The sequence below is a fragment of the Streptomyces sp. NPDC045431 genome, assembly GCF_040646655.1.
Lineage (GTDB): Bacteria > Actinomycetota > Actinomycetes > Streptomycetales > Streptomycetaceae > Streptomyces.
This window is the reverse complement of the sequence record NZ_JBEZAQ010000002.1, coordinates 523,624-550,285: the sequence shown is the minus strand read 5'-3', so window position 1 is coordinate 550,285 and position 26,662 is coordinate 523,624. Positions and strand designations below refer to the sequence as shown.

The window sequence follows — 26,662 nt, the reverse complement described above, 5'->3', positions numbered from 1 at the left end:
TGACGCGACACACTCTCGCCCCCGGCCGGTGCACCGGCCGGGGGCGAGCCTTTCCGTGGCGGGGGGGCCTTCGGGCCGGCCTCCGGGCGAGCCTTTCCGTGGCGGGGGCGGTCGGGGAAGATGTGGGCAGCATCCGTCTTGAGACACCCGAGCGAGGAGCCCCCACACAGATGCCCCCCTCCGGATCCGCTCCCGGCCCCGTCTCGCGGCCACCGACGATCGCCGACGTCGCCAAGGCGGCCGCCGTGTCCCGTACGACCGTCTCGCACGCCCTCAACGGGCTGGGCAAGGTCGACCCCCGGACCCGGGAGCGCATCAAGAAGGTGGCCGCGGAGCTGGGCTACCGGCCGAACCTGCGGGCCCAGCGGCTGCGGCGCGGCGAGGCCAAGGCGATCGCCCTCGCCTCCTCCATGCCCTTCGCCGTCGCCGGCGGCCCCTCGCGCCTCGGGTTCTACATGGAGGTCGCCGCCGCGGCCGCCGAGCGGGCGCTCGTCCACGGCTACGCGCTCGTCCTCGTCCCGCCCGTGCGGACCGGTTCCCCGCTGTACTCCGTCGACATCGACGGCGCCATCGTCGTCGAGCCCGACCGGGACGACGTGGCCGTGGCGCAGCTGCGCGAGCGCGGCCTGCCGTACGTGGCGCTCGGCCGTCCCGTCGCGGCCGGCGACGAGGCGCCGTACGTCGACCTGCGCGCCGGGCTCGTCGCCGCCCTGCTCCTCGACCACCTGCGCGAGCAGGGCGCGCGCCACCCGGCCCTCATCGTCGGCGCGGGCGCGCGGCACTCCACCGTGGACGCCCGCGCCGCGTACGAACGCGCCGCCGCCGAGCACGGCTGGGCGCCGGTCGTGGCGACCGCGCCCGAGCAGGGCGGCGAGGAGGCCGGTTACGCCGCCTGCGCCGCCCTGCTCGCCGAGCACCCGGACGTCGACGCGGTCTGCGCGCTGGTGGACGTCTTCGCCGTCGGAGCCGTACGGGCCATCCGGGACGCCGGGCGCCGCGTCCCGGACGACATCATGGTCGTCACCCGCTACGACGGGCTGCGCGCCCGCACCTGCGAACCGCCGCTGACCGCCGTCGACCTGCACCTGGACCGGGCCGCCGACGACGCCGTCGAGCTGCTCCTCGGCCGGCTGCGCGGCGAGCCGACGGCGTCCGTCGCCACGCCCCCGGAGCCGCGGGTGGTCCCTCGCGCCTCGTCCCTGCGCCGCACACCGGGTGTCGCACCGGGTGTCGCACCGGGTGTCACACCCCCAGCATGAGCACCGCTCCGGAGACGAGCGCGAAGACCAGCACGAACAGCCGCATCCGGCGGGCGTCCAGCCGGTGGTGCACCAGCCGGCTCAGCCACGCCCCGGCCGCCAGCGCGGGCAGCAGCGCCGCCGCCCAGCCCAGCTGGCCCACGTCGCCGCCGCCCGTCGCGAACAGCAGCGCCAGCGACGCCACTTCCCCGACGAGGAAGCAGACGGCGACCGTCGCGCGCAGCTCCGCCGGCGGCCGGTGCTGGTAGACCAGGGCGAGCGGCGGCCCGCCCACCCCGGTCGCGGTCTCCGTCAGGCCGGTGACCAGGCCCGCGCCGACGTACGCGCCCCGGCCGGGCGTGAACGCGGGCGCGGCGAGGCTCACCACCGCCGCCAGCACGGTCGCCGCCCCGACGAACAGACCGAGCCGCCGGTCCGGGATCACCCACAGCAGCACCAGCCCGCCGGGTGTGGCCGCGAGCCGCGCCGCCGTGATCCAGCCCGCGCCGCGCAGGTCGAGCGAGGCGCGCTCGCGCCACGCCACGTACAGGTTGAGCGGGATCATCGACGCCAGGACGAACACGGGGACCAGCCCCGGGTCCAGCAGCCCGGCGACCGGCGCGACGATCAGCGCGAAGCCCAGGCCGCTGGCCCCCTGGACGAACGCCGCGACGGCCACCGTGACGGCGAGGACGATCAGTGTCTCCGTGCTCACGGCCGGGCCGCCCACCCCTCGGCGGCCGTCGGGTGGACGCGGGTCACCGGCGCCCGGAGCAGCACCTCCTGGGCCAGCTCGGCCGCCCGCCGCACCAGCGCCGGGCCGTCCCAGTCGACCGGCCAGCCGCCGTACAGCCGCAGCCGTCCGGCCACGAACACGGCGCCGATCTGGTCGCGGTTGCCGCGCCGCACCAGCTCCCACGGCAGGTCCCAGCTCAGCCGCACCTCGGGCGTGTCCACGTTGACCAGCAGGAAGTCGGCCGCGGCGCCCTCGGTGACCGTGCCCGTACGGGAGGCGAGGCCGACGGCGTCCGCGCCGCCCCGATTGGCGCGGTCCAGCCAGGTCCAGCCGCCGCCGCACGACGAGTCGCCGGTGGCGATCCCGTACGTGAGGCGCTGCGCGAACTCGGCCGCCTCCGCCAGCCGGAACGCGTCGCCGCGCGTGCCGTCCGTGCCGAGTCCGAAGCGTATGCCGCGCTCCGCCATCGTCGTCGCCGGGGCGACGGCGTTGCCCTTCCAGGCGCTGGCGACGGGGTTGTAGCTGACCGCCGCCCCGCTGTCCGCGAGGAGCGTGACCTCGCGGGGCGTGAGCAGGGTGGCGTGCGCGGCGAGCAACTGCGGGCCGAGCGCGCCGACTTCGTGCAGGTACTCCAGTGGCCGCAGCCCGTGCTGGACCAGCGAGCGCTCCACGGACGCCAGGTGCTCGTTGACGTGGATCTGCACCACCGCCCCCGCCTCGGCGGCCAGCCGGGCGGTACGGGCCAGGGCGCGCTCCGTCGCCGCCTCGGGCACGGAGACGGCGAGGGACGGGTGGACCAGCTCCTCGGTGCCATACCGCGCCAGATGCTTCTCGGCCGCCGCCAGCGTGGTGTCGGTGTCGCCGTCGAGGTCGTTGCAGACCAGCCCGAGGACGCAGCGGATGCCGGCGTCCCGGGCCGCCGCCGCGACCAGCTCGACGTCGACGGAGGCGCGGGTGCCCGCCTCGGCGACGGTGGTGAAGCCGCCGCGCAGCGATTCGAGGGCGGCCAGCTTCGCCGACACGTACACCGCCTCTTCGTCGAGCGCCCCTTCGAGCGGCACCCACACGCGCCGGAAGATCTCCGACGGCTCACCGAAGGCGAGCGCGGCGCCGAAGCTCTGCGTGAGGTGGTGGTGGGCGTCGACGAACCCGGGCATCAGGACGTACCCGGGCAGCCGGACCGGCCGCAGGTGCGGATGCGTCCGCTCCAGCTGCTGTACGGGCCCGACGGCGCGGAAGGTGTCGCCCTCGACGACGGCCGCGTAGTGGTCCATCAGCCCGTCGGGCGTGAGGACGGCGTCGGGCGCGAGTAGCAGTGCGCCGCCGTCGTCGGTGCGGAGGCGGTCGGGGGTCAGGTCTCTCATCGGTCGCTTTCGGTACGCGTACGAGTACGGGCCAGGGACAGGGACTGGGGCAGGCGGACGTGGTGGAACAGGACGTTGAGGACGGCGGCGACGCAGGCGCCGACGGCGACGCCGCTTTCGAGGAGGATCCGGGCGTTCGGCGGGAAGCCGCCGTACACGCCGGGGATGAGGATCGGCAGCAGCCCGAGCGCGAGCGCGACGGCGCAGATGAAGGTGTTGGTATGGCGGTCGAGGTGGGCCCGGCCGAGCATCTGCACGCCCAGCACTGTGATCACGGCGAAGACCACCATGGCCGTGCCGCCGACGACGGCCGACGGGATGACGCTGATGGCGCGGGTGACGGGCGCCAGGACGCCGATGAGGATGAGGACGACGCCCGCGGCGGCGGTGACGAACCGGCTGCGTACGCCGGTGACGCGGACGATGCCGATGTTCTCGCCGCTGGTCACCATCAGCGGCAGGCCGAAGAACCCGCCGACGAGAGAGGTGACCGCGTCACCGCGGATGGTCTTCGGCACGTCGGCCCTCTTGTCGATCTCCTTGCCGACCGCCTCCGCGTTGATCACCGTCTGGCCGGTGGCCTCCGCCATGGAGGCGAGGCTGTACAGCATCAGCGGCAGCGCCGCGATCAGGTTGAACTCCGGCGAGCCGAAGGGCAGCGCCTGGGGCAGGCTCACCAGCCCGCCCTCGGCGGCCTGGCCGAAGTCGACGCTGCCGAGGACGAAGGCGAGGACCGTACCGGCGATCAGGCCGAGCATGACGGCGAGCTGGCGCAGGACGCCGCGGAAGAGGGCGTAGAAGGCGACGGTGAAGCCGATCGTCGCCATGCCGAGGAGCAGGTTGGTGGGGTCGGCGAAGCCGGGGGTGCCGGGGCGGCCCGTGACGAGCACGGCGCCGACCTTCACCAGGTTGACGCCGACGATCACGATCATCGTGCCGATGACGAGCGCGGGGAAGAACGCGAGCAGGCGCGAGAAGACGGGCAGGACGACGAAGTAGAACGCGGCGGTGAGGATCACCGCCCCGGTGGCGGTGGGCAGGCCGTGCTGCTCGGCGATGGCCAGGAAGAGGATGAGCGGCGCGCCGCCCGGCAGCATGACGAACGGCAGCCGGGGGCCGAACTTCCAGGGACCGAGCGACTGGATCAGGGACCCGATCCCGGAGAGCACGAAGGCGGCCGAGAGCAGGTTGACGGTCAGGCCGGCGTCGAGCCGGAGCGTCGCGCTCATCAGGAAGATGGCCGAGATGGGGGTCGCGGCCATGACGAGCACGTGCTGCACCCCGAAGAGCAGGATGCGGCCGAGGGGTCGGGACTCGTCCACCGGATGGACGGCGGCCGTGGCAACGGCCGTGGCGGTGCCTGCGGTAGCGGTAGCGGTGGCGGTGGCGGGTGCCGTCGCGGCGTCGGGGGAGGGGGCGGTGGCCTCCGGTGGCGAGGGGACGGGGGGCGTGGGGCGGGGACTGGACACGGGCGAGCTCCGTTCGGCGCACTCCGACATCGGCTGAGGTCCGGCCCGGACGGGGGCCAAATCGATTTGGCCAATCGATGTGGCGGTCAGTATTGGGACCCCGCGAGGGTCGCGTCAAGAGATGCGGGCGGATGGAATGTCGGGGACGCGCCGGGACACGCCGGGGGTGCGCACAGAGCGACGCCCGCAGACGTACGAGCGTCGTCGTCCCCGGGCGTGATCGTGCGTCGGATGCCGCGTGCGGTGAGGGGTGGGCTTACGGGTGCGGTTACGGGTGCGCGTCGACCCCGTCGTAGCCGCTGCGGCTCATCCCCTCGTTGGCGGCCTCGATGAACTCGGCGTGCTCCACGCACAGGTAGCGCAGATTGCGCCAGCGGGGGAGGTACTCGGGGTGGTCGGCGAAGTGCTGGGCGTTGGCGACCAGCCGGTTCCACCAGTGGGGCAGGTTCTGGCGCAGGGTCTGGATGTGGCCGGGCTGGTCGTGCCGGCCCGCGACGATCACCCGTCCCCATTCGGAGAGCATGTCGGCGAGGTGCACCGAGTCCGACACGGTGATGTCCCGCAGCCGGACGGCGGCGAAGTGCCCGTCGCTGCCCTCCTCCTGGGCGGCGATCATCTCGGCCAGCCGCGCCTCCAGGAAGCGGCGCAGCGGGCCGACGTCCTCGTACCGCAGGTCGTCGGAGAATTCCAGCACCACGGCGGGTGCCAGCAGTTCGGACTCGGTCGGGCGAGTGGTCATGGCAGTACTTCCCCTCCAGCCCGACGGGCCGGCGCCGTGGCGTCATAAACACCGATTTGTCGCTGAGGACAGGGGGAGGCTAGCCGACCCCGGAACCGCCGCGCAGCCGGTTCGGGAGGAAGTCCCCGGATCAGATGGCGGTCCGAAAGGCCTTCCGCATGGCTTCTTGGCCCGAGCTCTCAGTTTGTCACCGCGAGCTGCACCCGGCTGTGGCGCGGGGTGTCGATCTCGTCCAGCAGCGCGAGCGCCAGGTCCGCGTGCGCGAGGTGGCCCGGACCGTCCAGCACCCGGCCCACCGCCGTCCGGTAGCGGCCCGTGCGGATGCCCGCCGCGTCCAGGTCCAGCGGCGGCACCACCATCAGCCAGTCCAGCTCGGGACCGGCCGCCGCCGTGAGGAGCTCGTACTCCGCGACATGGCCCTGCGCGAACCGCCGGTACGCCTCCGGGAAGCCGGGCGCGTCCATCAACCGCACACCGGGCGCCGTCTCCAGGGTGGTGGCGATGCCCAGCACCAGCAGCCGCCGCACACCCGCCTCCGGCAGCCCGGCCAGCAGCGCCTTCGCCGCGGCCGTGAAGTGCTCCTCGGACGGCACGTCCAGGCGCGCCGAGGCGTTCAGCGCCGCGTCATGCCCCGCCGCGAGGCCGGCGACCGACGCCGGGTCCGTCACGTCGCCCCGTACGACCGTGACGGAACGCCCGCCCAGATCCTGGTACTTGGCGGGGTCGCGCACCACCGCCGGGCGCGGGGGCACGGGGCGCGGGAGTCTTCGGGGGCGTGGCGCCGGGGGTCTTTGGGCGCGCGCCGGGTTCCGCCGGGCTCGGCCCCGCAGTGCCCCGGCCGCCGCCGCCCCGCGGGGCGCCCGCTGCGGAGGCGTTCCGCGGGCCGGCCCGGCGGGTGCCGGTGCGGACGCGCGCTGCGGGGCGGTGCCGGCCGGGCGAGGTGGGCGGCCCGGCGTCTTGGCGGTTCGACGGCTGGGCAGCCGGGCGGCCGGAGCGCTGGGTGACTGGGGGCCGGGCGGCCGGAGCGCCCTCGACGAGACGCCCTCGCCCAGCCCACCCGAAAACGCCCGAGAAGCACCGAGTGTCGACCACTCGGGTGCGAAACGTGATCGACTCCGTCGGTTCACGGCGGCGGTCTTGCCCCGTGATGTGACGAGGCTTACGTTCACTGTCTACGCACCGCGTCTACGTGCGTAGAGACTCGCAGAGGCTCGTCGACGCCGTGCCGAAGGAGCAGCTCATGTCCCACATCGTGCGCGCCGCCCTCGTCCAGGCGACCTGGACCGGCGACACCGAATCCATGATCGCCAAGCATGAGGCGCACGCCCGCGAGGCTGCCCGGCAGGGCGCCAAGGTCATCGGCTTCCAGGAAGTGTTCAACGCCCCGTACTTCTGCCAGGTCCAGGAGCCGGAGCACTACCGCTGGGCCGAGCCCGTCCCCGACGGGCCGACCGTCACCCGCATGCGGGACCTCGCCCGCGAGACCGGCATGGTGATCGTCGTTCCGGTCTTCGAGATCGAGAGCCCCGGCTTCTACTACAACACCGCCGCCGTCATCGACGCCGACGGTTCGTACCTCGGCAAGTACCGCAAGCACCACATCCCGCAGGTCAGGGGTTTCTGGGAGAAGTACTACTTCCGCCCCGGCAACCTCGGCTGGCCGGTCTTCGACACCGCCGTCGGCCGGGTCGGCGTCTACATCTGCTACGACCGCCACTTCCCGGAGGGCTGGCGCCAACTGGGTCTCAACGGAGCGCAGTTGGTCTACAACCCGTCCGCCACCCACCGCGGCCTCTCCTCCCACCTCTGGCAGCTGGAACAGCCCGCGGCCGCCGTCGCCAACCTCTACTACGTCGCCGCCATCAACCGCGTCGGCCAGGAGGAGTACGGCGACAACGACTTCTACGGCACCAGCTACTTCGTCGACCCGCGCGGCCAGTTCGTCGGCGACGTCGCCTCCGACAAGGAGGAGGAGCTGGTCGTCCGCGACCTCGACTTCCGCCTCATCGACGACGTACGCCAGACGTGGGCGTTCTACCGCGACCGCCGCCCCGACGCGTACGACGGGCTGGTGAAGCCGTGATGGGCAACAGCACCCCCGACCTCCACGCCCGCCACCGGGCCGTCCTCCCCGACTGGCTCGCGCTCTACTACGCCGAGCCGATCGAGATCACCCACGGCGAGGGACGGTACGTCTGGGACGCGAGCGGCAAGCGCTACCTCGACTTCTTCGGCGGCATCCTCACCACCATGACCGCCCACGCCCTGCCCGAGGTCACCAAGGCCGTCACCGAGCAGGCCGGCCGGATCCTCCACTCCTCCACCCTCTACCTCAACCGCCCCATGGTGGAGCTCGCCGAGCGCGTCGCCCACCTCTCCGGCATCCCCGACGCCCGCGTCTTCTTCACCACCTCCGGTACGGAGGCGAACGACACGGCGCTGCTCCTGGCCACCGCGTACCGCCGCACCAACCAGATCCTGGCGATGCGCAACAGCTACCACGGCCGCTCCTTCTCCACCGTCTCCATCACCGGCAACCGCGCCTGGAGCCCGACGACCCTCTCCCCGCTGCAGACGCTGTACGTGCACGGCGCCGTCCGCAGCCGCGGCCCGTACGCCCACCTGACCGACGCGGCGTTCACCGAGGCGTGCGTCGCGGACCTGGAGGACCTGCTCGGGCACACCGGCGAGGTCGCCGCGCTGATCGCCGAACCCATCCAGGGCGTCGGCGGCTTCACCTCCCCGCCCGACGGGCTGTACGCCGCCTTCCGCGAGGTGCTCGCCCGGCACGGCGCCCTGTGGATCGCCGACGAGGTGCAGACCGGCTGGGGCCGTACCGGGGAGCACTTCTGGGGCTGGCAGGCGCACGCCGCGAGCGGCCCGCCCGACATCCTCACCTTCGCCAAGGGCATCGGCAACGGCATGTCCATCGGCGGCGTCGTCGCCCGTGCCGAGGTCATGAACTGCCTGACCGCCAACTCCATCTCGACCTTCGGCGGCTCGCCCATCACCATGGCGGCCGGCCTCGCTAACCTCTCGTACCTCCTGGAACACGACCTCCAGGGCAACGCCCGCCGTGTCGGCGGCCTGCTCATCGAGCGGCTGCGCGCTATCGGCGCCGGCGTCGCGTGCGTACGGGAGGTACGCGGCCGGGGCCTGATGATCGGCGTCGAACTGGTGCGGCCCGGCACGGACGAGCCGAACCCCGAGGCGGCCGCCGCCGTCCTGGAGGCGGCCCGCGAGGGCGGACTGCTCATCGGCAAGGGCGGCGGCCACCACACCACCGCGCTCCGCATCGCCCCGCCGCTCACCCTGACCGTCGCCGAGGCCGAGGAGGGCGCCGCCATCCTCGAACGGGCCCTGCGCTCGCTCTGAGCCGAAACCCGAACCCGATCCAGCCGCCGAGCCGCCGAAGGGGGCCGCACCATGAGCAACACCCGCACCCTCATCCGCAACGGCCTCGTCATCACCGCCTCCGACGAGACCCACGCCGACGTCCTGATCGAGGACGGCCGCATCGCCGCCCTCGCCGCCCACGGCACGGACATCGCCGCCTCCTGGACGGCGTCCGCCGAGCGCGTGATCGACGCGACCGGCAAGTACGTCATCCCGGGCGGCGTCGACGCCCACACCCACCTCGACTTCCCCTTCGGCGGCACCTTCTCCTCCGACGACTTCGAGAGCGGCACGCGCGCCGCGGCCTGGGGCGGCACCACCGCCGTCGTCGACTTCGCCGTCCAGACGGCGGGCCACGCGCTGCGCGAGGGGCTCGACGCCTGGCACGCCAAGGCCGACGCCAAGTGCGCCGTCGACTACGCCTTCCACATGATCGTCTCCGATGTGAACGAGTCCTCGCTCAAGGAGATGGACCTGCTCGTCGAGGAGGGCGTCACCTCCTTCAAATTGTTCATGGCCTACCCCGGCGTGCTCTACAGCGACGACGGCAAGATCCTGCGCGCCATGCAGCGGGCCTCCGTCAACGGCGGCCTGATCATGATGCACGCCGAGAACGGCATCGCCATCGACGTCCTCGTCGAACAGGCCCTCGCCCGCGGCGAGACCGATCCCCGCTACCACGGCGAGGTCCGCAAGGTCCTGCTGGAGGCGGAGGCCACGCACCGCGCCATCCAGCTCGCGCGCGTCGCGGGCGCCCCGCTCTACGTCGTCCACGTCTCGGCCGAGGAGGCCGTCGCCGAACTCGCCGCCGCCCGCGACAAGGGCCTGCCGGTGTACGGCGAGACCTGCCCGCAGTACCTGTTCCTGTCCACCGACAACCTCGCCGAGCCGGGCTTCGAGGGCGCCAAGTACGTGTGCAGTACGCCGCTGAGGCCGCGCGAGCACCAGGCCGCTCTCTGGCGCGGGCTGCGCACCAACGACCTCCAGGTCGTCTCCACCGACCACTGCCCCTTCTGCTTCAACGGGCAGAAGGAGCTCGGGCGCGGCGACTTCTCGAAGATCCCCAACGGCCTGCCGGGCATCGAGAACCGTATGGACCTGCTCCACCAGGGTGTGGTCGACGGACACATCAGCCGGCGCCGCTGGATCGAGATCGCCTGCGCCACCCCGGCGCGGATGTTCGGCCTCTATCCGAAGAAGGGCACGATCGCCCCGGGCGCGGACGCCGACATCGTGATCTACGACCCGCACACCGAGCAGACCATCTCCGCCGAGACCCATCACATGAGCGTCGACTACTCCGCCTACGAGGGCAAACGGGTCACCGGACGCGTCGAGACCGTCCTCTCGCGCGGCGAACCGGTCATCGAGGACCGCCGCTTCACCGGACGGGCCGGGCACGGCCTCTACACGCCGCGCTCCACCTGCCAGTACCTGAACTAGGAGGCCGGGACAGTGGACTTCGGACTCGTCCTGCAGACCGACCCGCCCGCGTCGCAGGTCGTCGGGCTCATGCGGCGCGCGGAGCGCAACGGCTTCCGCTACGGCTGGACCTTCGACTCCGCCGTGCTGTGGCAGGAGCCCTTCGTCATCTACAGCCAGGTCCTGGAACACACCCGGAAGCTGACCATCGGCCCGATGGTCACCAATCCGGGCACCCGGACCTGGGAGGTGACCGCCTCCACCTTCGCCACCCTCAACGACATGTTCGGCAACCGCACGGTGTGCGGCATCGGGCGCGGCGACTCCGCGATGCGCGTCGCGGGCCGCAAGCCCAACACCCTGGCCCGCCTCGGTGAGGCGATCGACGTCATCCGCGACCTCGCCGAGGGCCGCGAGGCGCTCGTCGACGGCAAGCAGGTCCGCATCCCCTGGGTGAAGAACGGCAAGCTCCCGGTCTGGATGGCGGCGTACGGCCCGAAGGCCCTCGCCCTGGCCGGGCAGAAGGCGGACGGCTTCATCCTCCAGCTCGCCGACCCCTTCCTCACCGAGTGGATGGTCGCGGCAGTACGCAGGGCCGCCGAGGACGCCGGCCGCGACCCCGCCTCGGTCACCATCTGCGTCGCCGCGCCCGCGTACGTCGGCGACGACCTCGCGCACGCGCGCGACCAGTGCCGCTGGTTCGGCGGCATGGTCGGCAACCACGTCGCCGACCTGGTGAGCCGCTACGGCGAGCACTCGGACCTAGTGCCCGAGGCCCTCACCTCGTACATCAAGCGGCGCGAGGGCTACGACTACAGCCACCACGGCCGCGCCGGAAACCCCTCGACGGACTTCGTCCCCGACGAGATCGTCGACCGCTTCTGCCTCCTGGGCCCTCCGGCCGCCCACATCACCAAACTGAAGGCGCTCCGGACCCTGGGCGTCGACCAGTTCGCGGTGTACGCCATGCACGACGCGAAGGAGGCGACGATCGACGCGTACGGCACCGACATCATCCCCGCACTCCGCACCCTGGATGAGTTCTAGCGCCGGTGCCGCCGGAGCGAAGCTCAGCGGCAGCCCATCCACCGCTGTTTGCCCGGTTTCCTCCATGGCGGGCGGTGGCCTTTGGAGTGGTTGTCGTGCCGGTACTCGTGGAGGTGGGCGAACTGACGGTCGGCTGGCCGTTGGGTTGCTCATGGCCTCGGTGGCCTGCCGCGCGGTAGATGGCCTCGTCGGGGTGGAGGCGCACACGGACGCTGCGCCAGGCTGTGTCGAACGGGATGTCGCCCTCACTGCGCCGGGAGAGGACCCAGGCGAGCCAGCTGGTGCGGGGAGAGAGCAGCCAGCGCCACACGACGGTCTTCATGGCCATCACCGCGCGGTTCCGCTACTCATGCCACCTGCCGCTTCAGCGGGGAAGTGCTGGTACAGCGATCTCGCCCGGTCAGCGTGCAGGGGACGACCTGCGGCCTCCATGCCGCCGGCCAGTAGGCCGTACAACATCTTCTTCTGCGCTGGGTCGGCGAAGGAGTCGAGGAATTGACGGACCACCTCGACCAGGGCGTACTCCGCACCGTTGCGTTCGGCAGGCTGGTATCGGGCGAACAAATCCGCAATGGCCGTGAGCCGCTTGTCGTCCGGAGCCTTTTTCTCGTCCGCCCACTCCCCGGATTGCTGGTCCAGCCACAGCAGGAGCACTGCGGCCGGGTCGGACAGCTCCGCGATGCGTGCCTCCCATTCCTGACGGCGCACCGCGTCCTGTGCTGTTCGGGCGCGCTTCGCCGTCAGCAGCTTCTCCGCAGCTGCCCGGTCCGAGGGGAGAAGCGTGACCTGGACATCGAAGGCGCTGTACTCCACAGGCGGGTGCGTCGGCAGGAATCGCCGTCGGCTTAGTTCCCGGGCACAGACATCCTGTGCTTCGGACAAGTCGAAAGCCTCGCAATACTGGAGTGCATCCGCCGCTGCACGGCGCAGTGCGATACGGATATCGCGGGTGATATCCGTTGCGTCCGCCTCAATCGATGGCCCACTGTGCACGGTGGCAGCCATTGCCACGTGAAAGCCGATGCCTTCGTGGCGGCTCCCGGCGCGGCCCTCGATCCGGGCCAACCCCTTGCGTAGCTGTCTGCGGACCTTCCTCGGGAGCTGGTCGCTCGGCTTCACGGTCATGACTCCATGGACGACTCGACCTGGAAGCGCCTGAGTTGCGCCGGCAGAATCAGGTCTCGGCGAAGTGCGATCACCGCCTCGCCATCGGCCGCTGCGGGATCCCCAAAGAGCAGCGCGGAGATGGGTACGCTCATCAGGTGTCGCCTGATGACCTGGTTGAGGATCGCGATGACCTGGTCGGGGCGTACGAGGTTTTCAGCTCTGGCATGTGCCCAGCCGTCGATCAGGCGACGGCATTCGGCGTGCACCGACGTGTTGTCCAGCGCCGCGCTCCAGCCATTGACCAGGGCCTCCTCGACTTCCTTGTCGTTGTGGGCGGCCTCCAGCATGACCTGCAGCAGGAAGGGGTCGCCGTGTGGGTCGAGGAGAGCCAAGAAGGCGCGGTGGCCGCCGGTGTTCTCGCCCCTCCCGCCGGTGGCCCACCGGCTCACGGTCCGCCACACACCGGGCAGCTGGTTCTCAGCGGCGGCCACCTTCCGCAGTGCCGCCTCGGCGGTTTCCACGGCGCGGTCGCGCTCGGGCCGGCTGAGGATGTGCTTCAGGCGTACGAGGGCCTGCCTGGGGAACCGGGTCGCGAAGTCACCCTGGCAGACCAGCGCCACGACCCTTGCCACGGACTCGGATTCGTCCTGTGACCATGTCAGGAGCCGGGCTCGTACGTCTGGGCCCAAGGCGTCGGCTTCGGCTGCCCGGGACAGCACCGTGGCGATCAGCTGGAGATGTTTGTCCTGATCGCTTTCATCGATCCACTTACGGAACTTGTCGATCACCCGGATGTCGTTCTCCGCGATCGCCAGTTGGACCAGCAGTTCGCTCACGGCCCCTACGCGGCCCGTGTTGCCGGCTCTGCTCACCACACGGTCGAGCCATGTCAGCAAATGGTCGTGGATGTCGGCGCGTTGATGCCACAGATGCAGCAACACCGCCCGTGAGTACCCGGGCTTGTGGGAAAAGCTGATCTTTCGCTCACTGACCTTCGCTCCGACCCTTTCCAGACGGGTCGTCAGGTCAGGGCCGGACAAGATCTCACGCACGCTTTGCTGAGGTTTCTCACCGAGGAGCTCGCGGGCCCCTTCCTGCGCAGCTAGGGCTTCGTCCCCTTCCAGGAACAAGCCGGCCACCAGGAGTGCTCGGTCCTCGGGTTTGTCCTGGGTCTCCTCGAACACCTGGCGGACATCATTGCGCCACTCCTGGAACTCGCTGATCGCCCGCTGCAGGCTGTCCGGGGAGCCGTCGACCGCCGCGAGGGTGGCTGCCAGCTTCGCCCCGTCCGCTGGGCTGGAGTCGTCTGTCAGCAGCCCGGCCGCTTGTCCGCTGCTCTGCTCGTCCTTCAACGGCAGTACCCAGGACGCGCGTGTCGATTCCCGTACAGGTACCGGAGGTGCGCAACTGCCACTTCACGGGCCGGAGGCCGGACCTTTGCGCGGACCAGTACGCGATTGGCCGCGCCGGAGGCGCTCTCGGGCCAGCTGCGCTCATCCGCGACGACGACGAGGCACGATCCGACTCGTGCCAGCTTCTCGGCGTGCACGAGCAGTGCGTTGGCGACCGTCGTCGGTGATGACCACGCGCTCACCTCAGATGCGACGTCCAGCAGGTAGCCGGTTTGCGGCTCCTCCGGCAGTAGCGACGTGTCCGGGACAGCGGGGTCCTCCCAGTCGGGCCTGACCTCCTTCAGCGTGAAGGACCTGCCTTCGGCTGCCCGCGCACGCGACACCCGCCACAGTGCCCGCACCGCAGTTGTGCGCTTTCCGTAGCCGGGTAGCCCCGCGATCACCGCCAGGGGAGGGCCGTCACCCGACAGCAGGGACGTCACCTCCGCAGCCGTAGGGATCGGCTCTTCTCCGGATCCATGCCCCACCCAGGCCATACTGACCGCGCGCAATTCCGCGTCCGCGATAGCCGTCACGGTCAGAGGCTGCTTGCTGTACATCGACACCGGACCGGCGGCGAGAATGATCTGGGAGTGCGACACGTGGGACACCCGGAAGTCCAAGGGAGGCCGCACCTCCGACTCTTCCGCCGCCTCGTCGCCGGCCTGTGCCTTTTTCGCTTGGTCAGGCGTCGACTCCTGCCCAGCAGTGGCTTGCTCCTCGGGCGGCCCTGAGCTCGCGTCGCCTTCGGTCATTTCCCCTGTGGGCGGCTCCGGCCTCGGCCCACCGACGGTCTCGAAGGGCCCGGTCACTTCTTCGGCTCCGCTCCGTAGGTGAAGCTGCCACCGCTGATCCCGCCGCCAGACATGATCACCTGGCTGTTCGTGTTGTGGGCAGCGCTCATGCGTGGACCAGCACCATCTCCTGTTTCCCGGCTGTGCTCGCGCACCAGAGCCAGCAGGCCATGCCCGTCCCCCTCCTGACTTCGTGCGATGAATTGGATAGCTCAGCGTGCGAGCGATGAAAGCGTCAGGCAATCGAAACTTTATCTTCGGCTGGAAATGATCGAGCCTCACGCATCGCAAAACGGCCAGTCGGCAAGCCGGTGGAGCGTCTGTTCGGGAAGGAAGCCTTGTGTAACAGCCCGGGTTGCCGTCAGATGGCTAATACCGGCTGCACTCCGGAGTGGGGTGAAGATGGCTGATTGTGGACCGGTCGTGCAAAGTGGCACGGCCTATAGCATGTTATTGGGTGGATCGAAAATGGTTTCCCATTTTCCGCGTGTCGCGTCTGAGTGGAGTCTCCATAATCCCAGTGAGGGTTGCCGGCACAGGGAAGAAAAATCGATTATGCGAGGTGGTTGTCCGAGGAAGTCATGAGTTAAGGCTCGACGCCAAAGGCTTGGTCGGCCGTGCCCACGCCGTCCTTGCCCCTTCCTCCGCTGGTGCCCCGGCATCGGCGTCGGCTCGATTGGTGCAGGACGCCACGTCTCCATCTGAACGGGAGACGACTGCTGTGATCGACGCATGGCGGGAGCAGCACGAACCGCGTCGTTTACCCTCCTGGCGCATGCACCGTGGCGCTCAGTCGGGAATGTCGAGCGACGGGCCCAGTTGGGAACGGGCGGTGGCGGCTGAGGTTGCTGCCTCGCACCGTCAAGGACCTGTCAACAGCGCGTAGGGAACGTGTAAGGTCGCAGCTGGTGTGCCGGGAAGCCTGGTCGGCGAACAAGGGACAGTTGTCTTTGCCGATCGGGAGATCCGACTCATGGTGCTCGTTGCCGTCTTCGGTGCTGCTCTGCTCGTCGCGGTTCTGCTCTCCGGGCTCGCGGCCCGGACGGTGCTCTCCACCTCCTTCCTCTTCCTCGTCGGCGGCGCGCTCGTCAGCGACGGGTTCCTCGGGCTGATCCACATCACGCCGGACAGCGAGATCGTGGCGGTCACCGCCGACCTGGCGCTGTTCGCGGTGCTGTTCACGGACGGCATGCACGTCTCGTTCCCCAAGCTGCGTGCCAACTGGAAGAACCCGGCCCGCGCTCTGGGCCTCGGCATGCCGCTCGCCTTTGTCGGCATGGCCTTGGTGACCCACTACTTGGTCGGCCTGGACTGGACGACGTCCTTCCTCGTCGGTGCCGTTCTGGCGCCGACAGACCCGGTGTTCGCCTCGGCGATCGTGAGCCGCAAGGAGGTCCCCGCCAAGCTGCGGCAGCTGCTGAACGTGGAGAGCGGTATCAACGACGGGCTCGCACTTCCGGTCGTGCTGATTCTCATCGCCGCCGCCGGCCCGACCAGCGGGCACGCCGAGGCGTCCTTCGGGAAGATCGCGCTGGAGCTGGGGCTCGGGCTCGCCTTCGGGGTCCTGCTGCCGCTGCTGGTCAACGGGCTTGTCCGCTTCCGCCTGCTGGGCGCGGAGCCGAAGCTGCAGCCACTGCTGCCGCTGGCCACCGGGATCATCCTGTACGCCCTGTGCCACCTGACCCACGCCAACCCCTACCTGGCGGCGTTCTCCGCGGGCGCGGTCATCGTCGCCGTATCACCGGAGGCCAAGACGGCGTTCGAGCCGCTCGGTGAGGCGCTGGCGGAGCTGGCGAAGTTCGCCGCCCTCCTGGTTTTCGGCGCGCTGCTGACGCCGCAGCTCTTCGGCGACCTGTCCTTCGGCGGGTACGTCGCGGTGTTCCTCGCGATCGTGCTCATCCGCCCGGCTTCGCTGCTCCTGTCGCTCATCGGCACCCGCTTCGACCGCCGCGAGAAGCTGGTCGCCGCCTGGTTCGGTCCCAAGGGGTTCGCGTCGGTCGTCTACGGGCTGCTGGTACTGCAAGCCGGGATTCCGCAGAGCGAGCAGGCGTACACCCTCATCGCCGTCTGCATCGCCTTCTCGATCATCGCCCACAGCAGCACCGACGTTCCCATCGCCCGGCTGTTCCATGTCGATGACCTCGCCGGAATTCCGGAGAGCCGGGACGAGGCACCGGTCCGGCAGCCGGCCGCGGACAGGACTGCCGTGCACAGGCAATGAACGGGGGCGGAATCGGTGTCACCATCGCCGCACCACGGTAGGCGCGACGGTGGATCCCCCACAGCCTCTCGGTTCGGCGTGTCCTTAGGAGTGAAGAATGTTCTATTGGCTGTGGATGGCCTTCTGGTCGGCCATCATGCTGCCTCTCGCCGCAGCGTTCCTGGCGGGGCGTGGGCCGGGGTGGATCCGGCGGCAGTCCACGCCCGGCGGGCTCAAGGTGAAAGGGATCGCGGCACTCGTTCTGTACCTGGGCCTGCTGGTTCCGTCCCTCACGGCTCTGTCCGGAATGCCGGCCGAGAGCGCGAACCTCCTGCGCATGGCCCTGGTACCCATGGCCGTCTTCGTGGCGCAAGGACTCATCTTGGGGGCGACCCTCTGCGATGGCTTCAACCGCCGGGAGTCGGAGCGGGCGGCCTCGGCCGCCGTTCCCACGCCCTGGTCGGCTGTCACGTCCGGCAGGCAGGGCGGTGCGTCGTGACCGAGCGGCCGAGGCGCGCGGCCCGTCGGTTGTTGGCCGCGGCCGGTGTGGTTCTCCTGGTTGCCGGGAGCGTGATGTACGTACTCCCGGGGCCGGGCTCGCCCCTGCTGGGCGCTGGAGCGGTGCTTCTGCTCATCGCCGCGGTTCCGGGCCTGTTCGGCGATAGACGGTGACGACCGTGGACCGGCGCAGCGCACAGCGGCGGAAGCGGCGGGAGCGGCGGGAGCGGCGGCTGCGCATCGAGGAACTGGCGGTCGGCATGGAAGCACCGTCCGGGCCGCTCGTCTGGCGCGCGGGATGGATCGGCGGGGTCGCAGCCGCGGGGTGGTGTGTTCTGTTCGTGGCGTTCGTCGATCGTCCGGCCGGTGGGTTCCTGGCCGATCCGCAGCCCGGCCCGTTGTTCTTCGCGGTGTGGACCTCGGTGGTCGCCGCGTGGGTGTGCTGCCGCTTGCGCATGTGGCGCATCGCCGCCGACTGGAACGGGGTGCACATCCGCAGGTTCTGGGCGGTGAGATACGTGCCGTGGTCGGTGATCGATCGCGTCGAGCTTCGCCGCGACGGATTTCTCGAGTTCTTCGGCCCCGGTACGGCGCCCATGGCCGGCTTCTTCCTGCCGCTGTGGGCGAGCCGTCCGCTCCGCCGCACCAGCGTCGGCACGCAGGCGGCCGACACGCTGACGGTGCTGTCCGGACGTCCCGACCTGCGCCCCAAGGGCCAGGCCGGCCGGGCTGTGACGGGCGGGGCGTTCGCCTGGTGGGCGCTCCCGCTGGCGGCCGTGCTCTTCGCCGCGGCAGAACTTGTCCACCGGTGATGTCTTCGGCCGGGAGGAGGCCGGGTCAGTCGGCGGGCTGGAGCGGGCGGGACGGCCAGTCGAGGAGACGGGCGCCCAGTGTGGCGGTCTGCAGTACGTAGCGTTGTTCGGGATCGGTCGGGTCGTGTCCGGTGAGCTGCCGGATCCGGCCGAGCCGGTAGCTGACGGCTCGTACGCTCAGGCCCAGCAGCCGAGCCGTGGCGGTGTTCAGGCAGCCGCTGGCGAAGTAGCCGGTCAGTGTCTCCAGAAGTGGCTGGGGGCCGCCGCGGGCGTCTTCCAGCCCGCCCAGCACCGTGGCGACCAGGTCGGTGATGGCTGCGCGGTCCCTGCCGAGCACTTGGTAGACCAGGACGTCCGAGGCGACGACCCGGGGGCCCAGGCCGAGGGTGGCGGCGAGGTCGAGGGTGCTGCGGGCCTCCTGGTAGGAGCGCACGATGCCGCTGGGGCCGGGCCGGGGCCGGCTGACGGCGATCCGGTACTGCTCGCCGACCGCGTTCCGTACGGCTGCGGCGAGGAACGGCGGAAGCTCCGCCGTCGCGCCCGGTGACACGCACACCAGCAGGTCGTCCTTGGTGGTGGTGAGCACATCCCGGGCGCTGAACCGGGTGGTCAGCGCCTCCTCGACGTAACGGGTGGCCGCATCGCCCGCTCCGAAGGCGTCCCGGGCGCGCACGACCGCGACGACGTGGGGGCCGAGCAGGCGGAGACCGAAGCGCTCGGCTCGCTCGGCGAGCCGGCCGAGGTCGGTGCGACCCTCCAGGAGGTCGTCGACGAACTCGCGCCGCGTCGCCTCCTCCTCTCGGATGGCCGCCCGGTGAGCGGTCTCGTACCCCTCGGTCAGTGCCACCGTCGTATCGCCGACTGCCCACAGGAGTGCGGACACCACCTCTTGCAGGGCTTCTAGGTCCCGCGCCTGCCTCGCGCCGGGCAGCCCCGCCCAGATGCGGCAGGCCGAGGTGAGGTAGGTGCCGACGAGGGTCCGCAGGGGTACGTTGTCGGCCGCCGCAGTCGCCGCCAGGTCCTTGAGGGGCGCGAGGTCCGCGTCACGCAGTCGTCGTCTGCTCAGGGAGATCCCGGCGAGCTGCTCCACGTAGCGGTCCAGCGCAGCGGCCGGTGGCAGACGGTCCTGCGCTGCGGCCGTACGTGGATCGAGGCGTCGCTTGCCTGTCGGCATAGGCCCATTTTGCCGTAGGTCGGCAAGTTATGGCGGTACGAGTCGGCCGTCCTTGTACGCCTTCGGCAGGCGTCCCCCCGACCGGCACGGGAACTCCGCGAGTACAACGCGCACCTGCGAGGTCCGCGCCCCGGACTCAAAGGGGGTATCGCGCCGTGCCTCGAAGCCGCTGCCCAACCCCGATGCGGAGGCCGGCCCAGGTTCTGCTGCTCGTACTGGCCTGCCTGTTCGCCGCACCGGCCTTCAGCGCGGCGCAGGCGCCGACGGTGCTCGTCACGCGGGTCGACGACACCATCACCCCCGTGGTCGCCGATCACCTCGCCGAAGGGCTACGTACCGCCGAGCGGGAGCGGCACGCGGCGTATGTGGTGGAGGTGGATACGCCAGGCGGGCTGCTGCAGTCCACCAGGGAGATCGTCCAGGACTTCCTCGCGTCGGACGTCCCCGTCGTCGTCCACGTCACGCCACCGGGAGCGCGAGCAGCGTCCGCGGGCGCCTACATCGCCATGGCCGCGCACGTCGCCGCCATGGCGCCCGGCACCCACATCGGGGCCGGCACGCCGGTGACCGGCCAGGGCGAGGAGGCGAGCGACAAGGTCGTCAACGACTCGGTCGCCTTCGCGGTGTCGATCGCCGAGCAGCGAGGGCGCAGCACGCGGTTCGCCGAGGACATGGTGCGCAAGGGGACGGCGGTGTCCGACCATGAGGCCGTACGGACGGACGTGGTCGACCTGGTGGCGCCGTCTCGGGACGCCCTCCTCGCCGAGCTGGACGGGCGCCGGGTCGTCGTGGGTCCGGCGGATGCGGCGCACGAGGTCGTCCTGCACACGGCCGGGGCCCAGGTGGTGGAGTACGACCTCGGGTTCTTCGGTCAGCTGCGGCAGCTGCTGGCCAGCCCAGAGCTGGCGTTCCTCTTCCTGTCGATCGGCACGCTGGCCGTGATCTACGAGCTGGCCAGCCCGGGCATGGGCCTCGGGGGCGTCACCGGAGCGATCCTCCTGGTCCTCGGGTTCGTCGCGCTCAGCGTGCTGCCGTTCAATGTCGGGGGCCTGCTGCTCCTTGGGCTGGCCGCCGCGCTGTTCGTCGCTGAAGTGCTCACACCAGGGGTCGGGATCTTCGCCGCCGGGGGGACCGTGTCGCTGGTGTTCGCCGGTGTGCTGCTCTTCCGAGGAGAGCTGGGTGTGGATCCCGCCGTGCTGTGGCCCACCGCCGTGGTGGTGGGAGGCGGCGCAGTGTTCGCCGGCCGGCTGGCGTGGCGTGCCCGTCGGGCTCCCGCCACGACCGGAGACGAGGGGCTGCTGGGACTCGAAGCCGTTGTGCGCCGTGTCGATGCCCGCACGGGGACCGGCCAGGTGCTGCTCGAAGGCGCCTGGTGGACAGTGCGCGGCCGCGAGGCCGCTATCACCCCGGGTCAGCGCGTCCGCGTCGTGGACCGGGAAGGGCTCGACCTGATCGTCGAACGCGCCGACCCCGAGGAGGGCCGGGGCACCGAACAGGAGGATGGATCATGAACTCAGGACTGATCGGCATCATCCTTGGCGCAGCCGTCCTGCTCCTGCTGCTGATGGCCGCCGTGAAGGTGGTACCGGAGTACGAGCGCGGGGTGATCTTCCGGCTCGGACGGATCATCGGCGCCAAGGGGCCGGGCCTGTTCGTCATCATTCCCGTGGTGGACCGCATGGTGCGCGTCTCGCTGCGGACCGTGACGATGGACATCCCGCCGCAGGACGTCATCACCAAGGACAACGTCACGGTGCGGGTCAACGCCGTGACGTACTTCAACGTCGTCGACCCCAACCGTTCGGTCCTGGCGATCGAGGACCACATCAAGGGCACCTCGCAGATAGCCCAGACCACGCTGCGCAGCATCCTCGGGCAGGTGGACCTCGACGAGCTGCTGATCAACCGCGACGAGATCAACCAGCGGCTCCAGCAGATCATCGACGACGTCACCAACCCGTGGGGCGTCAAGGTCACCCTGGTCGAGGTGAAGGACGTCGAGCTGCCCGAAGCCATGCGCCGCGCGATGGCCCGGCAGGCCGAGGCCGAACGCGACCGGCGCGCCAAAGTCATTCACGCCAAGGGCGAGTTCGAGGCCGCGGAGACCCTCGCGCACGCCGCCGAACGGATCGAAGGCCACCCGGCCGCCATGCACCTGCGGATCCTCTCCACCATGGCGGAGGTCTCCTCCGAGCGGAACTCCACCCTCATCTTCCCGCTCCCCATGGAGATTCTGCGCCTGGTCGACATGCTCCGGCCCCCCGACGGCGGGCCGCAGGCACCGCGCCCCGTACAGGCATGAAAACGTGGGAGGTCGTCATGAACCCGTCGATGGACGACCGGCGCATCCTCGCGGAAATGGAGAGGCATCTCGCCCGGGAGGACCCCGAGCTCGCCTCGCTGATGGACGCTCTCAACCACCAGTTCTCCGACGGCGGTGACGAGGAGGCCGGCGGCGACAAGGCCCCGCACGACTGGCACTGGAAGCTGGCCATTGTCTTCGCCGTCGTGGCGGTGGTGGGCATGATTCTCACGGCGATCTTCAGCCGCCAGGCTCCACCCGACGACAACAAGGGCCCGCCGAACGGCATCACTCCGGCCCACTCGGTACAAGGCCGGCGCAGCACCGCGGCGGGCACACCGATGAGGCGGCGGCGCACGAGCCCCACCGCCACGGCGCGCCCCGCTGATCCGTCGTACGGACTGGAGTGGGTCTTCGCACTCGTGTGGGCCGACGCCGACGACCCCATGAGTACCTGTCGAGACCCCGGTGAGCCCGGCGTCCACCACCGAACACGCCTGACCGGGCGGCAGGACCCTCTCAACAAGGCGAACATCGGCCGGCTGGACCAGTTCGCATGGAGCCACAAAGGACGAGTCCCACGAGGCCACCAAGGCCCAGGCCCGCGTCTTCGCCGCCGGAGCCGCGCTCTTCCACGCCGTGGGCGGCTTTCTGATCCTGGTCTCCGCCTCGCCGGCTGCCGCCCCGCGTGGAGAGACCGGATCGCAGCGGGTGGCACGAACGGACTGAGCCCTGGCCGGCCTTTCCAACACCCTGGGGTCCCGACCGAGTCCGGGACGCAGGCCGCACCGCTGTCAGCCATCTGCCGGCCTGAGCGTCGGAAGACCGCTTCCTGGCCACCGAGAGGTCAGCCGCATGCCCCGGGACGACCGTAGGACCCGCACCTTCCTCGGGCGGCTCCCCCTGCCGGAGCGCACCTTCGTGGCAGACGCTCTGCGGACGGAGACCGTCGGTGGCACGGTCCTGCTCGCCGCGGCGGCCGTCGCGCTGGTGTGGGCGAACACGCCGCTGAAAGGTGCGTACGAGTCGGTACGGGACTTCCACTTCGGCATCGAGGCACTGGGCCTGGACCTCTCGGTGGCCCATTGGACGGCGGAGGGGCTGTTGACCATCTTCTTCTTCGTCGCCGGCGCCGAACTCAAGCGGGAGCTCGTCATCGGAGAACTGCGCCATCGGGAAACCGCCCTTCTGCCCGTCGTCGCGGCCGCCAGCGGCATGCTCGTACCGGCACTCGTCTACGGGCTCGTCGCCACCTCCATGGGCGGTACGTGGAACGGCTGGGCCGTCCCCATGGCCACGGACATCGCCTTCGCGCTGGGCGTGCTCGCGGTGATCAGCACGCACCTGCCCTCCGCCCTGCGCGCCTTCCTGCTGACCCTCGCGGTGGTCGACGACCTCGGGGCCATCGTCGTCGTCGCCATTTTCTTCACGTCGACGATCCACCTGCCCGCACTCATCGGAGCCGTACTCGGCCTCGGGCTGTTCTTCCACCTCCACGACCGGAGGCGCGTGCACGGCTGGTACTGGTACCTGCCGCTGGCGTTGGTCATCTGGGGGCTGACGCACGCCAGCGGCGTGCACGCCACCGTGGCCGGGGTCGCCATGGGGCTGCTCCTGCGCGTGGCCAGGGACGGCGAGAGTGGCAGACGTCCGGCTGAACGGATCGCTCACCTGATACGTCCCGTGTCCGCGGGCGTCGCGGTTCCGCTCTTCGCTCTCTTCGCGGCCGGAGTGAGCATCTCCGGCGACACCCTGGGCCAGGTCGTCGGACGCCCCGAGCCCTTGGGAGTCGCACTCGGCCTGACCGTCGGCAAGGTCGTGGGCATCGCCGGCGGCTCCTATCTGGCCGTGCGCTTCACCCGCGCCCGCCTCAGCGCAGACCTCGCCTGGGCCGACGTCGTGGCCGTGGCCATGCTGGCCGGCATCGGATTCACCGTCTCCCTGCTCATCGGCGAACTCGCCTACCCCGACCCGGCGGAGCTGGAGCCCATCAAGGCCGGCGTCCTCCTCGGGTCGCTGACCTCCGCCGTCGTGGCGTGCCTGTTGCTGAGGCTGCGGAACAACAAGTACCGGCGGTTGTACGAGGCCGAGACGGTCGACGAGAACGAGGACGGTATCCCGGACATCTACCAGCAGGACGATGCACACGAGCAGGAGCCCGGTTCCTCACCGGAACCCGGGGAGGCGGCAGGGCCCGATTCCGGCGGCGGTCCCGGCGGCTCCTCCAGTCCGACAGGTAATGAACCGCGCCCTCAGGGCGGCGCTCAGTCCTGAGGCGGGCGGCGGTTCACGATGGAGGCGACGAGGACACCGGCGAGCGTCGACCGCGACCGCCGCGTAGCCCCTCGCCCGCCACCCCACGATGCCGAGAAGGAGCGCTGCCACCGTACCCGCCGCCATCGCGTGGGAGGTGGTGACGAAGGCCCATTCCCGCCGAGCGCTACCTGGCTCCCGTAGCTCCGCAACGGTGGTTCTGACGACCAGAGCGGCGGCGATAATCGCGACCGTCACCACGGAGGGGTCCATGGCGTCCCCGTCAGCGCTCGGTGGTCGCGGTCCGCTGGTAGATGTCGGGGATGCCGTCGTGGTCGTCGTCGCGTGTCTCCTCCTCGTACAGCCGCCGGTAGATACCGTTGCGGCGCTTGATCAGGAGAGCGGCGAGGCAGGCGGCGATGAGCGAGCCGACGAGGACTGCGGCCTTGATGTGTTCAGCGGCAGCCGGGTCGGTGAAGGCGAGTTCGCCGATCAGCAGGGCGACGGTGAAGCCGATGCCGGCGAGTACCGCGAGGGCGAAGACGTCGGCCCAGGCGAGGTCGGGGTTGAGGCGGGCGCGGGTGAAGCGGGCGGCGAGGTAGGTGCCGGCGAAGATGCCGAGGGTCTTACCGACGACCAGGCCCAGGACCACGCCGAGCGGCTCCGGGTCGGTGAAGACGTGCCCCAGAGACGCGGCCGTCACGCCGACGCCGGAGGCGAAGAGCGCGAACAGCGGCACAGCGACACCCGCGGACACAGGGTGGAGGAGGTGGGAGGTGCGCTCGGCGGGGGAGGCGGTCTCGTCCTTGTCGCGGGTGGTGCGCAGGATCAGGCCCATGGCGACGCCCGCGACGGTGGCGTGGACGCCCCCGTTGTACATCAGCACCCAGATCGCGAGGCCGAGCGGGACGTACCACCACCAGCCGCGCACGCGCAGACGCTGCAGTATGTAGAAGACGATCAGGCCCGCCAACGCGCCCCCGAGGGCGGCGAAGTTCAGGTCACCGGTGAAGAAGATCGCGATGACGAGGATGCCTCCCAGGTCGTCGACGACGGCGAGGGTGAGCAGGAAGGCGCGCAGCGCGGCCGGCAGGTGGCTGCTGAGGACCGCGAGGACGGCCAGGGCGAAGGCGATGTCGGTGGCCATGGGCACCGCCCATCCATTCAGGCTGCCGCCGCCCGCCGCTGCGGTGGTGGCGTAGAAGGCGGCGGGGACGACCATGCCACAGACGGCGGCGACAACGGGCAGGGCTGCGGTGGCTGGGGTGCGCAGTTCGCCGACGACCAGCTCACGCTTGAGCTCGATCCCGGCGACGAGGAAGAAGATGGTGAGCAGTCCGTCGGAGGCCCAGTGGCCGGCGGAGAGGTCCAAGCCGAGTGCGGGTATCCCGAAGTGGAAGTCGCGTATTCGCTCGTAGGTGTCTCCCCACGGGGAGTTGACCCACATCAGGGCCACCACGGCTGCGGCGAGGAGCACGAGCCCGCCAACCGTCTCCGTCCTCAGGGCCTGCACGACAGCGTTGCGTTCCGGCAAAGGCAGCAGGCCGAGGAAGGGCGAACGCTCGCGCGGGGCAGCAGCCATCGGTGAACCTCCGGGAGATCGGCTTGAGGGCATACGCGCCCCTTGGACGCCGACCAGACTTCCCGGCACACCGCGCGTCCACTCGAGCCCATGTGGCGGGCGTTGACGCGTTGTTCACACACTAACGGCGTCCTCCGTATGCCACCAGACCCCGTTTCACGTGCTGAAATGCCGTGTGCGGGCATGACGAGCGGGCCCGACCGCGCCAAGGCGCGAGGCGTGTCCGGGCCCGGTCAGGAGCCGGGCCGCCGGGGGCGGTCAGACGGTGGTCTTCACCGACTCCTGGTCTTCGTCGTCCTCGGTGATCTCACCGGCGTCGCGGGCGCGGACGACTCCAGGAAGGAGGCGAGCCGGCGCTTGACGACCAGGGTGAGGAGGTGCAGGCCGATGATGTTGATGACCGCGAGCATGAAGAGCACCGCGTCGGCCATGTCGATCTGACGGTGAGGGCCGAGCCCGACCGCAACGCAATAAGCGCCGATGGCGCACGAGGTCGGCATCACGGAGGCGTAAAGACTGCCGGTGGACGGCAATGAATGCGGGCGTGTGTACGTGGGATCATCCGGTTACCTCGGGGAGCACCCGCGGTAGGGAGGTGGGCGCATGGGCTTGTTTCTCGGTCTCGGCATAGCGGGGATCGTGCTGCTCGTTGCCTCGCTCGTCCTGGACGGAGTGCTGGAAGGTTTCTTCGACGGGGCCTTGGACGGGCTCTTCGATGGCTGGCTGTCGCTGCCGGTCATCGCCGGGTTCGTCTCGATGCTCGGCTTCACGGGCGCGATCGTTCTCGGCAGCACCGGTCTGGGGGCGGGCCCGGCCACGGGGGCCGGAGCGCTCACCGGCATCGGCGCCGGATGGCTGACCTGGAAGCTGAGCCGGAGCCTCATGAGGGACCCGAGCGCAAACGCTCCTCGCGGTGATGACCTCATCGGCACCACGGGATCCGTGGTCACGGCCATTCCGGCGGACGGTTACGGCGAGGTGCTGCTCAGGGTGGCCGGCCAGCCGGTGAAGTTCGCCGCCAAATCGGACGCTCCCGTTCAGCGGGGCGCCGAGGTCTGGGTCGAGGAAGTGCTGTCGCCCAGTTCGGTTCGCGTACGTCTCGTCGAGCGCTGACCGGCCCGTCCCCCTCCCGCTAGAC

General features: G+C 70.6%; 23 protein-coding genes and 1 pseudogene. 13 read left to right on the top strand and 11 right to left on the bottom strand.

All coding sequences use genetic code 11. From position 1 onward, the window contains the following. The first annotated feature begins 170 nt into the window (after positions 1-170). Positions 171-1,259 (top strand): LacI family DNA-binding transcriptional regulator, encoded by a 1,089-nt coding sequence (locus AB0A69_RS06975; protein ID WP_361416150.1) that lies wholly within the window; start codon positions 171-173, stop codon positions 1,257-1,259. Here AB0A69_RS06975 and AB0A69_RS06970 read toward each other — a convergent pair. From AB0A69_RS06970 to AB0A69_RS06950, 5 genes are all read right to left on the bottom strand, one after another. Beyond that, a complete protein-coding gene (locus AB0A69_RS06970) occupies positions 1,243-1,953 on the bottom strand; it encodes a sulfite exporter TauE/SafE family protein (RefSeq protein ID WP_361416148.1) in 711 nt (236 codons plus the stop codon). The two genes, AB0A69_RS06975 and AB0A69_RS06970, sit on opposite strands and share 17 nt — an antisense overlap. After that, entirely contained in the window at positions 1,950-3,338 is a 1,389-nt protein-coding gene (locus AB0A69_RS06965) for an amidohydrolase family protein (protein WP_361416146.1), read from the bottom strand. The genes AB0A69_RS06970 and AB0A69_RS06965 overlap by 4 nt, the downstream gene beginning before the upstream one ends. Further along, positions 3,335-4,807, bottom strand: coding sequence for a uracil-xanthine permease family protein (locus AB0A69_RS06960; RefSeq protein ID WP_361416144.1), 1,473 nt, complete (start codon positions 4,805-4,807; stop codon positions 3,335-3,337). The genes AB0A69_RS06965 and AB0A69_RS06960 overlap by 4 nt, the downstream gene beginning before the upstream one ends. Positions 4,808-5,075: 268 nt before the next feature. Further along, complete coding sequence (locus tag AB0A69_RS06955; protein ID WP_361416142.1) at positions 5,076-5,546, bottom strand: hypothetical protein; 471 nt, start codon at positions 5,544-5,546, stop codon at positions 5,076-5,078. Between the two features lie 179 nt (positions 5,547-5,725). Then, positions 5,726-6,298 (bottom strand): NAD(P)H-binding protein, encoded by a 573-nt coding sequence (locus AB0A69_RS06950; RefSeq protein WP_361416140.1) that lies wholly within the window; start codon positions 6,296-6,298, stop codon positions 5,726-5,728. A 488-nt stretch (positions 6,299-6,786) separates the two neighbouring features. Between AB0A69_RS06950 and AB0A69_RS06945 the strand changes: the two genes are divergently transcribed. From AB0A69_RS06945 to AB0A69_RS06930, 4 genes are read left to right on the top strand one after another with little or no spacing between them, the layout of a single operon-like run. Beyond that, the gene (locus tag AB0A69_RS06945; protein ID WP_361416138.1) at positions 6,787-7,629 is read left to right on the top strand and encodes a nitrilase-related carbon-nitrogen hydrolase; all 843 of its coding nucleotides are present in this window, start codon (positions 6,787-6,789) and stop codon (positions 7,627-7,629) included. Then, on the top strand, positions 7,629-8,921 hold the full coding sequence (locus AB0A69_RS06940) for an aspartate aminotransferase family protein (protein ID WP_361416136.1): 1,293 nt from the start codon (positions 7,629-7,631) through the stop codon (positions 8,919-8,921). The genes AB0A69_RS06945 and AB0A69_RS06940 overlap by 1 nt, the downstream gene beginning before the upstream one ends. Before the next feature lie 51 nt (positions 8,922-8,972). Then, positions 8,973-10,385, top strand: a complete 1,413-nt coding sequence (gene hydA / locus AB0A69_RS06935; RefSeq protein WP_361416134.1) for a dihydropyrimidinase — start codon at positions 8,973-8,975, stop codon at positions 10,383-10,385. Positions 10,386-10,397: 12 nt separating this feature from the next. Continuing rightward, positions 10,398-11,411 (top strand): TIGR03842 family LLM class F420-dependent oxidoreductase, encoded by a 1,014-nt coding sequence (locus tag AB0A69_RS06930; protein WP_361416132.1) that lies wholly within the window; start codon positions 10,398-10,400, stop codon positions 11,409-11,411. A 327-nt stretch (positions 11,412-11,738) separates the two neighbouring features. Here the strand turns inward: AB0A69_RS06930 and AB0A69_RS06925 are convergent, their stop codons facing one another. From AB0A69_RS06925 to AB0A69_RS06915, 3 genes are read right to left on the bottom strand one after another with little or no spacing between them, the layout of a single operon-like run. Then, positions 11,739-12,536 carry a hypothetical protein gene (locus tag AB0A69_RS06925; RefSeq protein ID WP_361416130.1) on the bottom strand — a complete coding sequence of 266 codons (798 nt, stop codon included), beginning with the start codon at positions 12,534-12,536 and terminating at the stop codon, positions 11,739-11,741. Beyond that, the gene (locus AB0A69_RS06920) at positions 12,533-13,870 is read right to left on the bottom strand and encodes a hypothetical protein (protein ID WP_361416128.1); all 1,338 of its coding nucleotides are present in this window, start codon (positions 13,868-13,870) and stop codon (positions 12,533-12,535) included. Before AB0A69_RS06920 ends, AB0A69_RS06925 begins: the two co-directional genes overlap by 4 nt. Then, the gene (locus AB0A69_RS06915) at positions 13,867-14,664 is read right to left on the bottom strand and encodes a hypothetical protein (protein ID WP_361416126.1); all 798 of its coding nucleotides are present in this window, start codon (positions 14,662-14,664) and stop codon (positions 13,867-13,869) included. The genes AB0A69_RS06920 and AB0A69_RS06915 overlap by 4 nt, the downstream gene beginning before the upstream one ends. Positions 14,665-15,676: 1,012 nt before the next feature. On the opposite strand from AB0A69_RS06915, the gene AB0A69_RS06910 reads away from it, so the two are divergent. The 3 genes from AB0A69_RS06910 (at position 15,677) to AB0A69_RS06900 (ending at position 18,213) form a co-directional block, all read left to right on the top strand. Then, positions 15,677-16,924: a cation:proton antiporter gene (locus tag AB0A69_RS06910; protein WP_361416124.1), complete on the top strand. Its 1,248-nt coding sequence runs from the start codon at positions 15,677-15,679 to the stop codon at positions 16,922-16,924. Between the two features lie 97 nt (positions 16,925-17,021). Further along, on the top strand, positions 17,022-17,402 hold the full coding sequence (locus tag AB0A69_RS06905) for a hypothetical protein (RefSeq protein ID WP_361416122.1): 381 nt from the start codon (positions 17,022-17,024) through the stop codon (positions 17,400-17,402). A 178-nt stretch (positions 17,403-17,580) separates the two neighbouring features. Then, entirely contained in the window at positions 17,581-18,213 is a 633-nt protein-coding gene (locus tag AB0A69_RS06900) for a hypothetical protein (protein WP_361416120.1), read from the top strand. Between the two features lie 25 nt (positions 18,214-18,238). On the opposite strand, the gene AB0A69_RS06895 is transcribed toward AB0A69_RS06900, so the two are convergent. Then, the gene (locus AB0A69_RS06895; protein ID WP_361416118.1) at positions 18,239-19,387 is read right to left on the bottom strand and encodes a helix-turn-helix domain-containing protein; all 1,149 of its coding nucleotides are present in this window, start codon (positions 19,385-19,387) and stop codon (positions 18,239-18,241) included. 182 nt (positions 19,388-19,569) lie between these two features. On the opposite strand from AB0A69_RS06895, the gene AB0A69_RS06890 reads away from it, so the two are divergent. The 4 genes from AB0A69_RS06890 to nhaA (AB0A69_RS06875) are packed head-to-tail and all read left to right on the top strand — an operon-like array spanning position 19,570 to position 23,963. Continuing rightward, the gene (locus AB0A69_RS06890) at positions 19,570-20,898 is read left to right on the top strand and encodes a nodulation protein NfeD (RefSeq protein WP_361416116.1); all 1,329 of its coding nucleotides are present in this window, start codon (positions 19,570-19,572) and stop codon (positions 20,896-20,898) included. After that, on the top strand, positions 20,895-21,689 hold the full coding sequence (locus tag AB0A69_RS06885; RefSeq protein WP_361416114.1) for a slipin family protein: 795 nt from the start codon (positions 20,895-20,897) through the stop codon (positions 21,687-21,689). Before AB0A69_RS06890 ends, AB0A69_RS06885 begins: the two co-directional genes overlap by 4 nt. Beyond that, positions 21,686-22,564, top strand: coding sequence for a DUF3040 domain-containing protein (locus tag AB0A69_RS06880; protein ID WP_361416112.1), 879 nt, complete (start codon positions 21,686-21,688; stop codon positions 22,562-22,564). The genes AB0A69_RS06885 and AB0A69_RS06880 overlap by 4 nt, the downstream gene beginning before the upstream one ends. Beyond that, entirely contained in the window at positions 22,545-23,963 is a 1,419-nt protein-coding gene (gene nhaA, locus AB0A69_RS06875; protein WP_361416110.1) for a Na+/H+ antiporter NhaA, read from the top strand. Before AB0A69_RS06880 ends, nhaA (AB0A69_RS06875) begins: the two co-directional genes overlap by 20 nt. 262 nt (positions 23,964-24,225) lie before the next feature. Here the strand turns inward: nhaA (AB0A69_RS06875) and nhaA (AB0A69_RS06870) are convergent, their stop codons facing one another. Both nhaA (AB0A69_RS06870) and AB0A69_RS06865 read right to left on the bottom strand, forming a co-directional pair. Beyond that, entirely contained in the window at positions 24,226-25,524 is a 1,299-nt protein-coding gene (gene nhaA / locus AB0A69_RS06870) for a Na+/H+ antiporter NhaA (RefSeq protein ID WP_361416108.1), read from the bottom strand. Between the two features lie 258 nt (positions 25,525-25,782). Beyond that, positions 25,783-25,961 (bottom strand): annotated as a pseudogene (locus tag AB0A69_RS06865) (D-alanine glycine permease); the annotation flags it as partial. 166 nt (positions 25,962-26,127) lie between these two features. Here AB0A69_RS06865 and AB0A69_RS06860 point away from each other — a divergent pair. After that, positions 26,128-26,637 (top strand): hypothetical protein, encoded by a 510-nt coding sequence (locus AB0A69_RS06860; RefSeq protein ID WP_361416106.1) that lies wholly within the window; start codon positions 26,128-26,130, stop codon positions 26,635-26,637. Positions 26,638-26,662: the final 25 nt, after the last annotated feature.

Coding starts and splice junctions, on each gene's coding strand:
- nhaA (WP_361416108.1), bottom strand. CDS start 25,524: ATGGCTGCTGCCCCGCGCGAGCGTTCGCCCTTCCTCGGCCTGCTGCCT.
- AB0A69_RS06975 (WP_361416150.1), top strand. CDS start 171: ATGCCCCCCTCCGGATCCGCTCCCGGCCCCGTCTCGCGGCCACCGACG.
- AB0A69_RS06945 (WP_361416138.1), top strand. CDS start 6,787: ATGTCCCACATCGTGCGCGCCGCCCTCGTCCAGGCGACCTGGACCGGC.
- AB0A69_RS06895 (WP_361416118.1), bottom strand. CDS start 19,387: ATGCCGACAGGCAAGCGACGCCTCGATCCACGTACGGCCGCAGCGCAG.
- AB0A69_RS06890 (WP_361416116.1), top strand. CDS start 19,570: ATGCGGAGGCCGGCCCAGGTTCTGCTGCTCGTACTGGCCTGCCTGTTC.
- nhaA (WP_361416110.1), top strand. CDS start 22,545: ATGCCCCGGGACGACCGTAGGACCCGCACCTTCCTCGGGCGGCTCCCC.
- AB0A69_RS06915 (WP_361416126.1), bottom strand. CDS start 14,664: ATGACCGAAGGCGACGCGAGCTCAGGGCCGCCCGAGGAGCAAGCCACT.
- AB0A69_RS06905 (WP_361416122.1), top strand. CDS start 17,022: ATGTTCTATTGGCTGTGGATGGCCTTCTGGTCGGCCATCATGCTGCCT.
- AB0A69_RS06965 (WP_361416146.1), bottom strand. CDS start 3,338: ATGAGAGACCTGACCCCCGACCGCCTCCGCACCGACGACGGCGGCGCA.
- AB0A69_RS06940 (WP_361416136.1), top strand. CDS start 7,629: ATGGGCAACAGCACCCCCGACCTCCACGCCCGCCACCGGGCCGTCCTC.
- AB0A69_RS06925 (WP_361416130.1), bottom strand. CDS start 12,536: ATGACCGTGAAGCCGAGCGACCAGCTCCCGAGGAAGGTCCGCAGACAG.
- AB0A69_RS06910 (WP_361416124.1), top strand. CDS start 15,677: ATGGTGCTCGTTGCCGTCTTCGGTGCTGCTCTGCTCGTCGCGGTTCTG.
- AB0A69_RS06885 (WP_361416114.1), top strand. CDS start 20,895: ATGAACTCAGGACTGATCGGCATCATCCTTGGCGCAGCCGTCCTGCTC.
- hydA (WP_361416134.1), top strand. CDS start 8,973: ATGAGCAACACCCGCACCCTCATCCGCAACGGCCTCGTCATCACCGCC.
- AB0A69_RS06955 (WP_361416142.1), bottom strand. CDS start 5,546: ATGACCACTCGCCCGACCGAGTCCGAACTGCTGGCACCCGCCGTGGTG.
- AB0A69_RS06860 (WP_361416106.1), top strand. CDS start 26,128: ATGGGCTTGTTTCTCGGTCTCGGCATAGCGGGGATCGTGCTGCTCGTT.
- AB0A69_RS06880 (WP_361416112.1), top strand. CDS start 21,686: ATGAAAACGTGGGAGGTCGTCATGAACCCGTCGATGGACGACCGGCGC.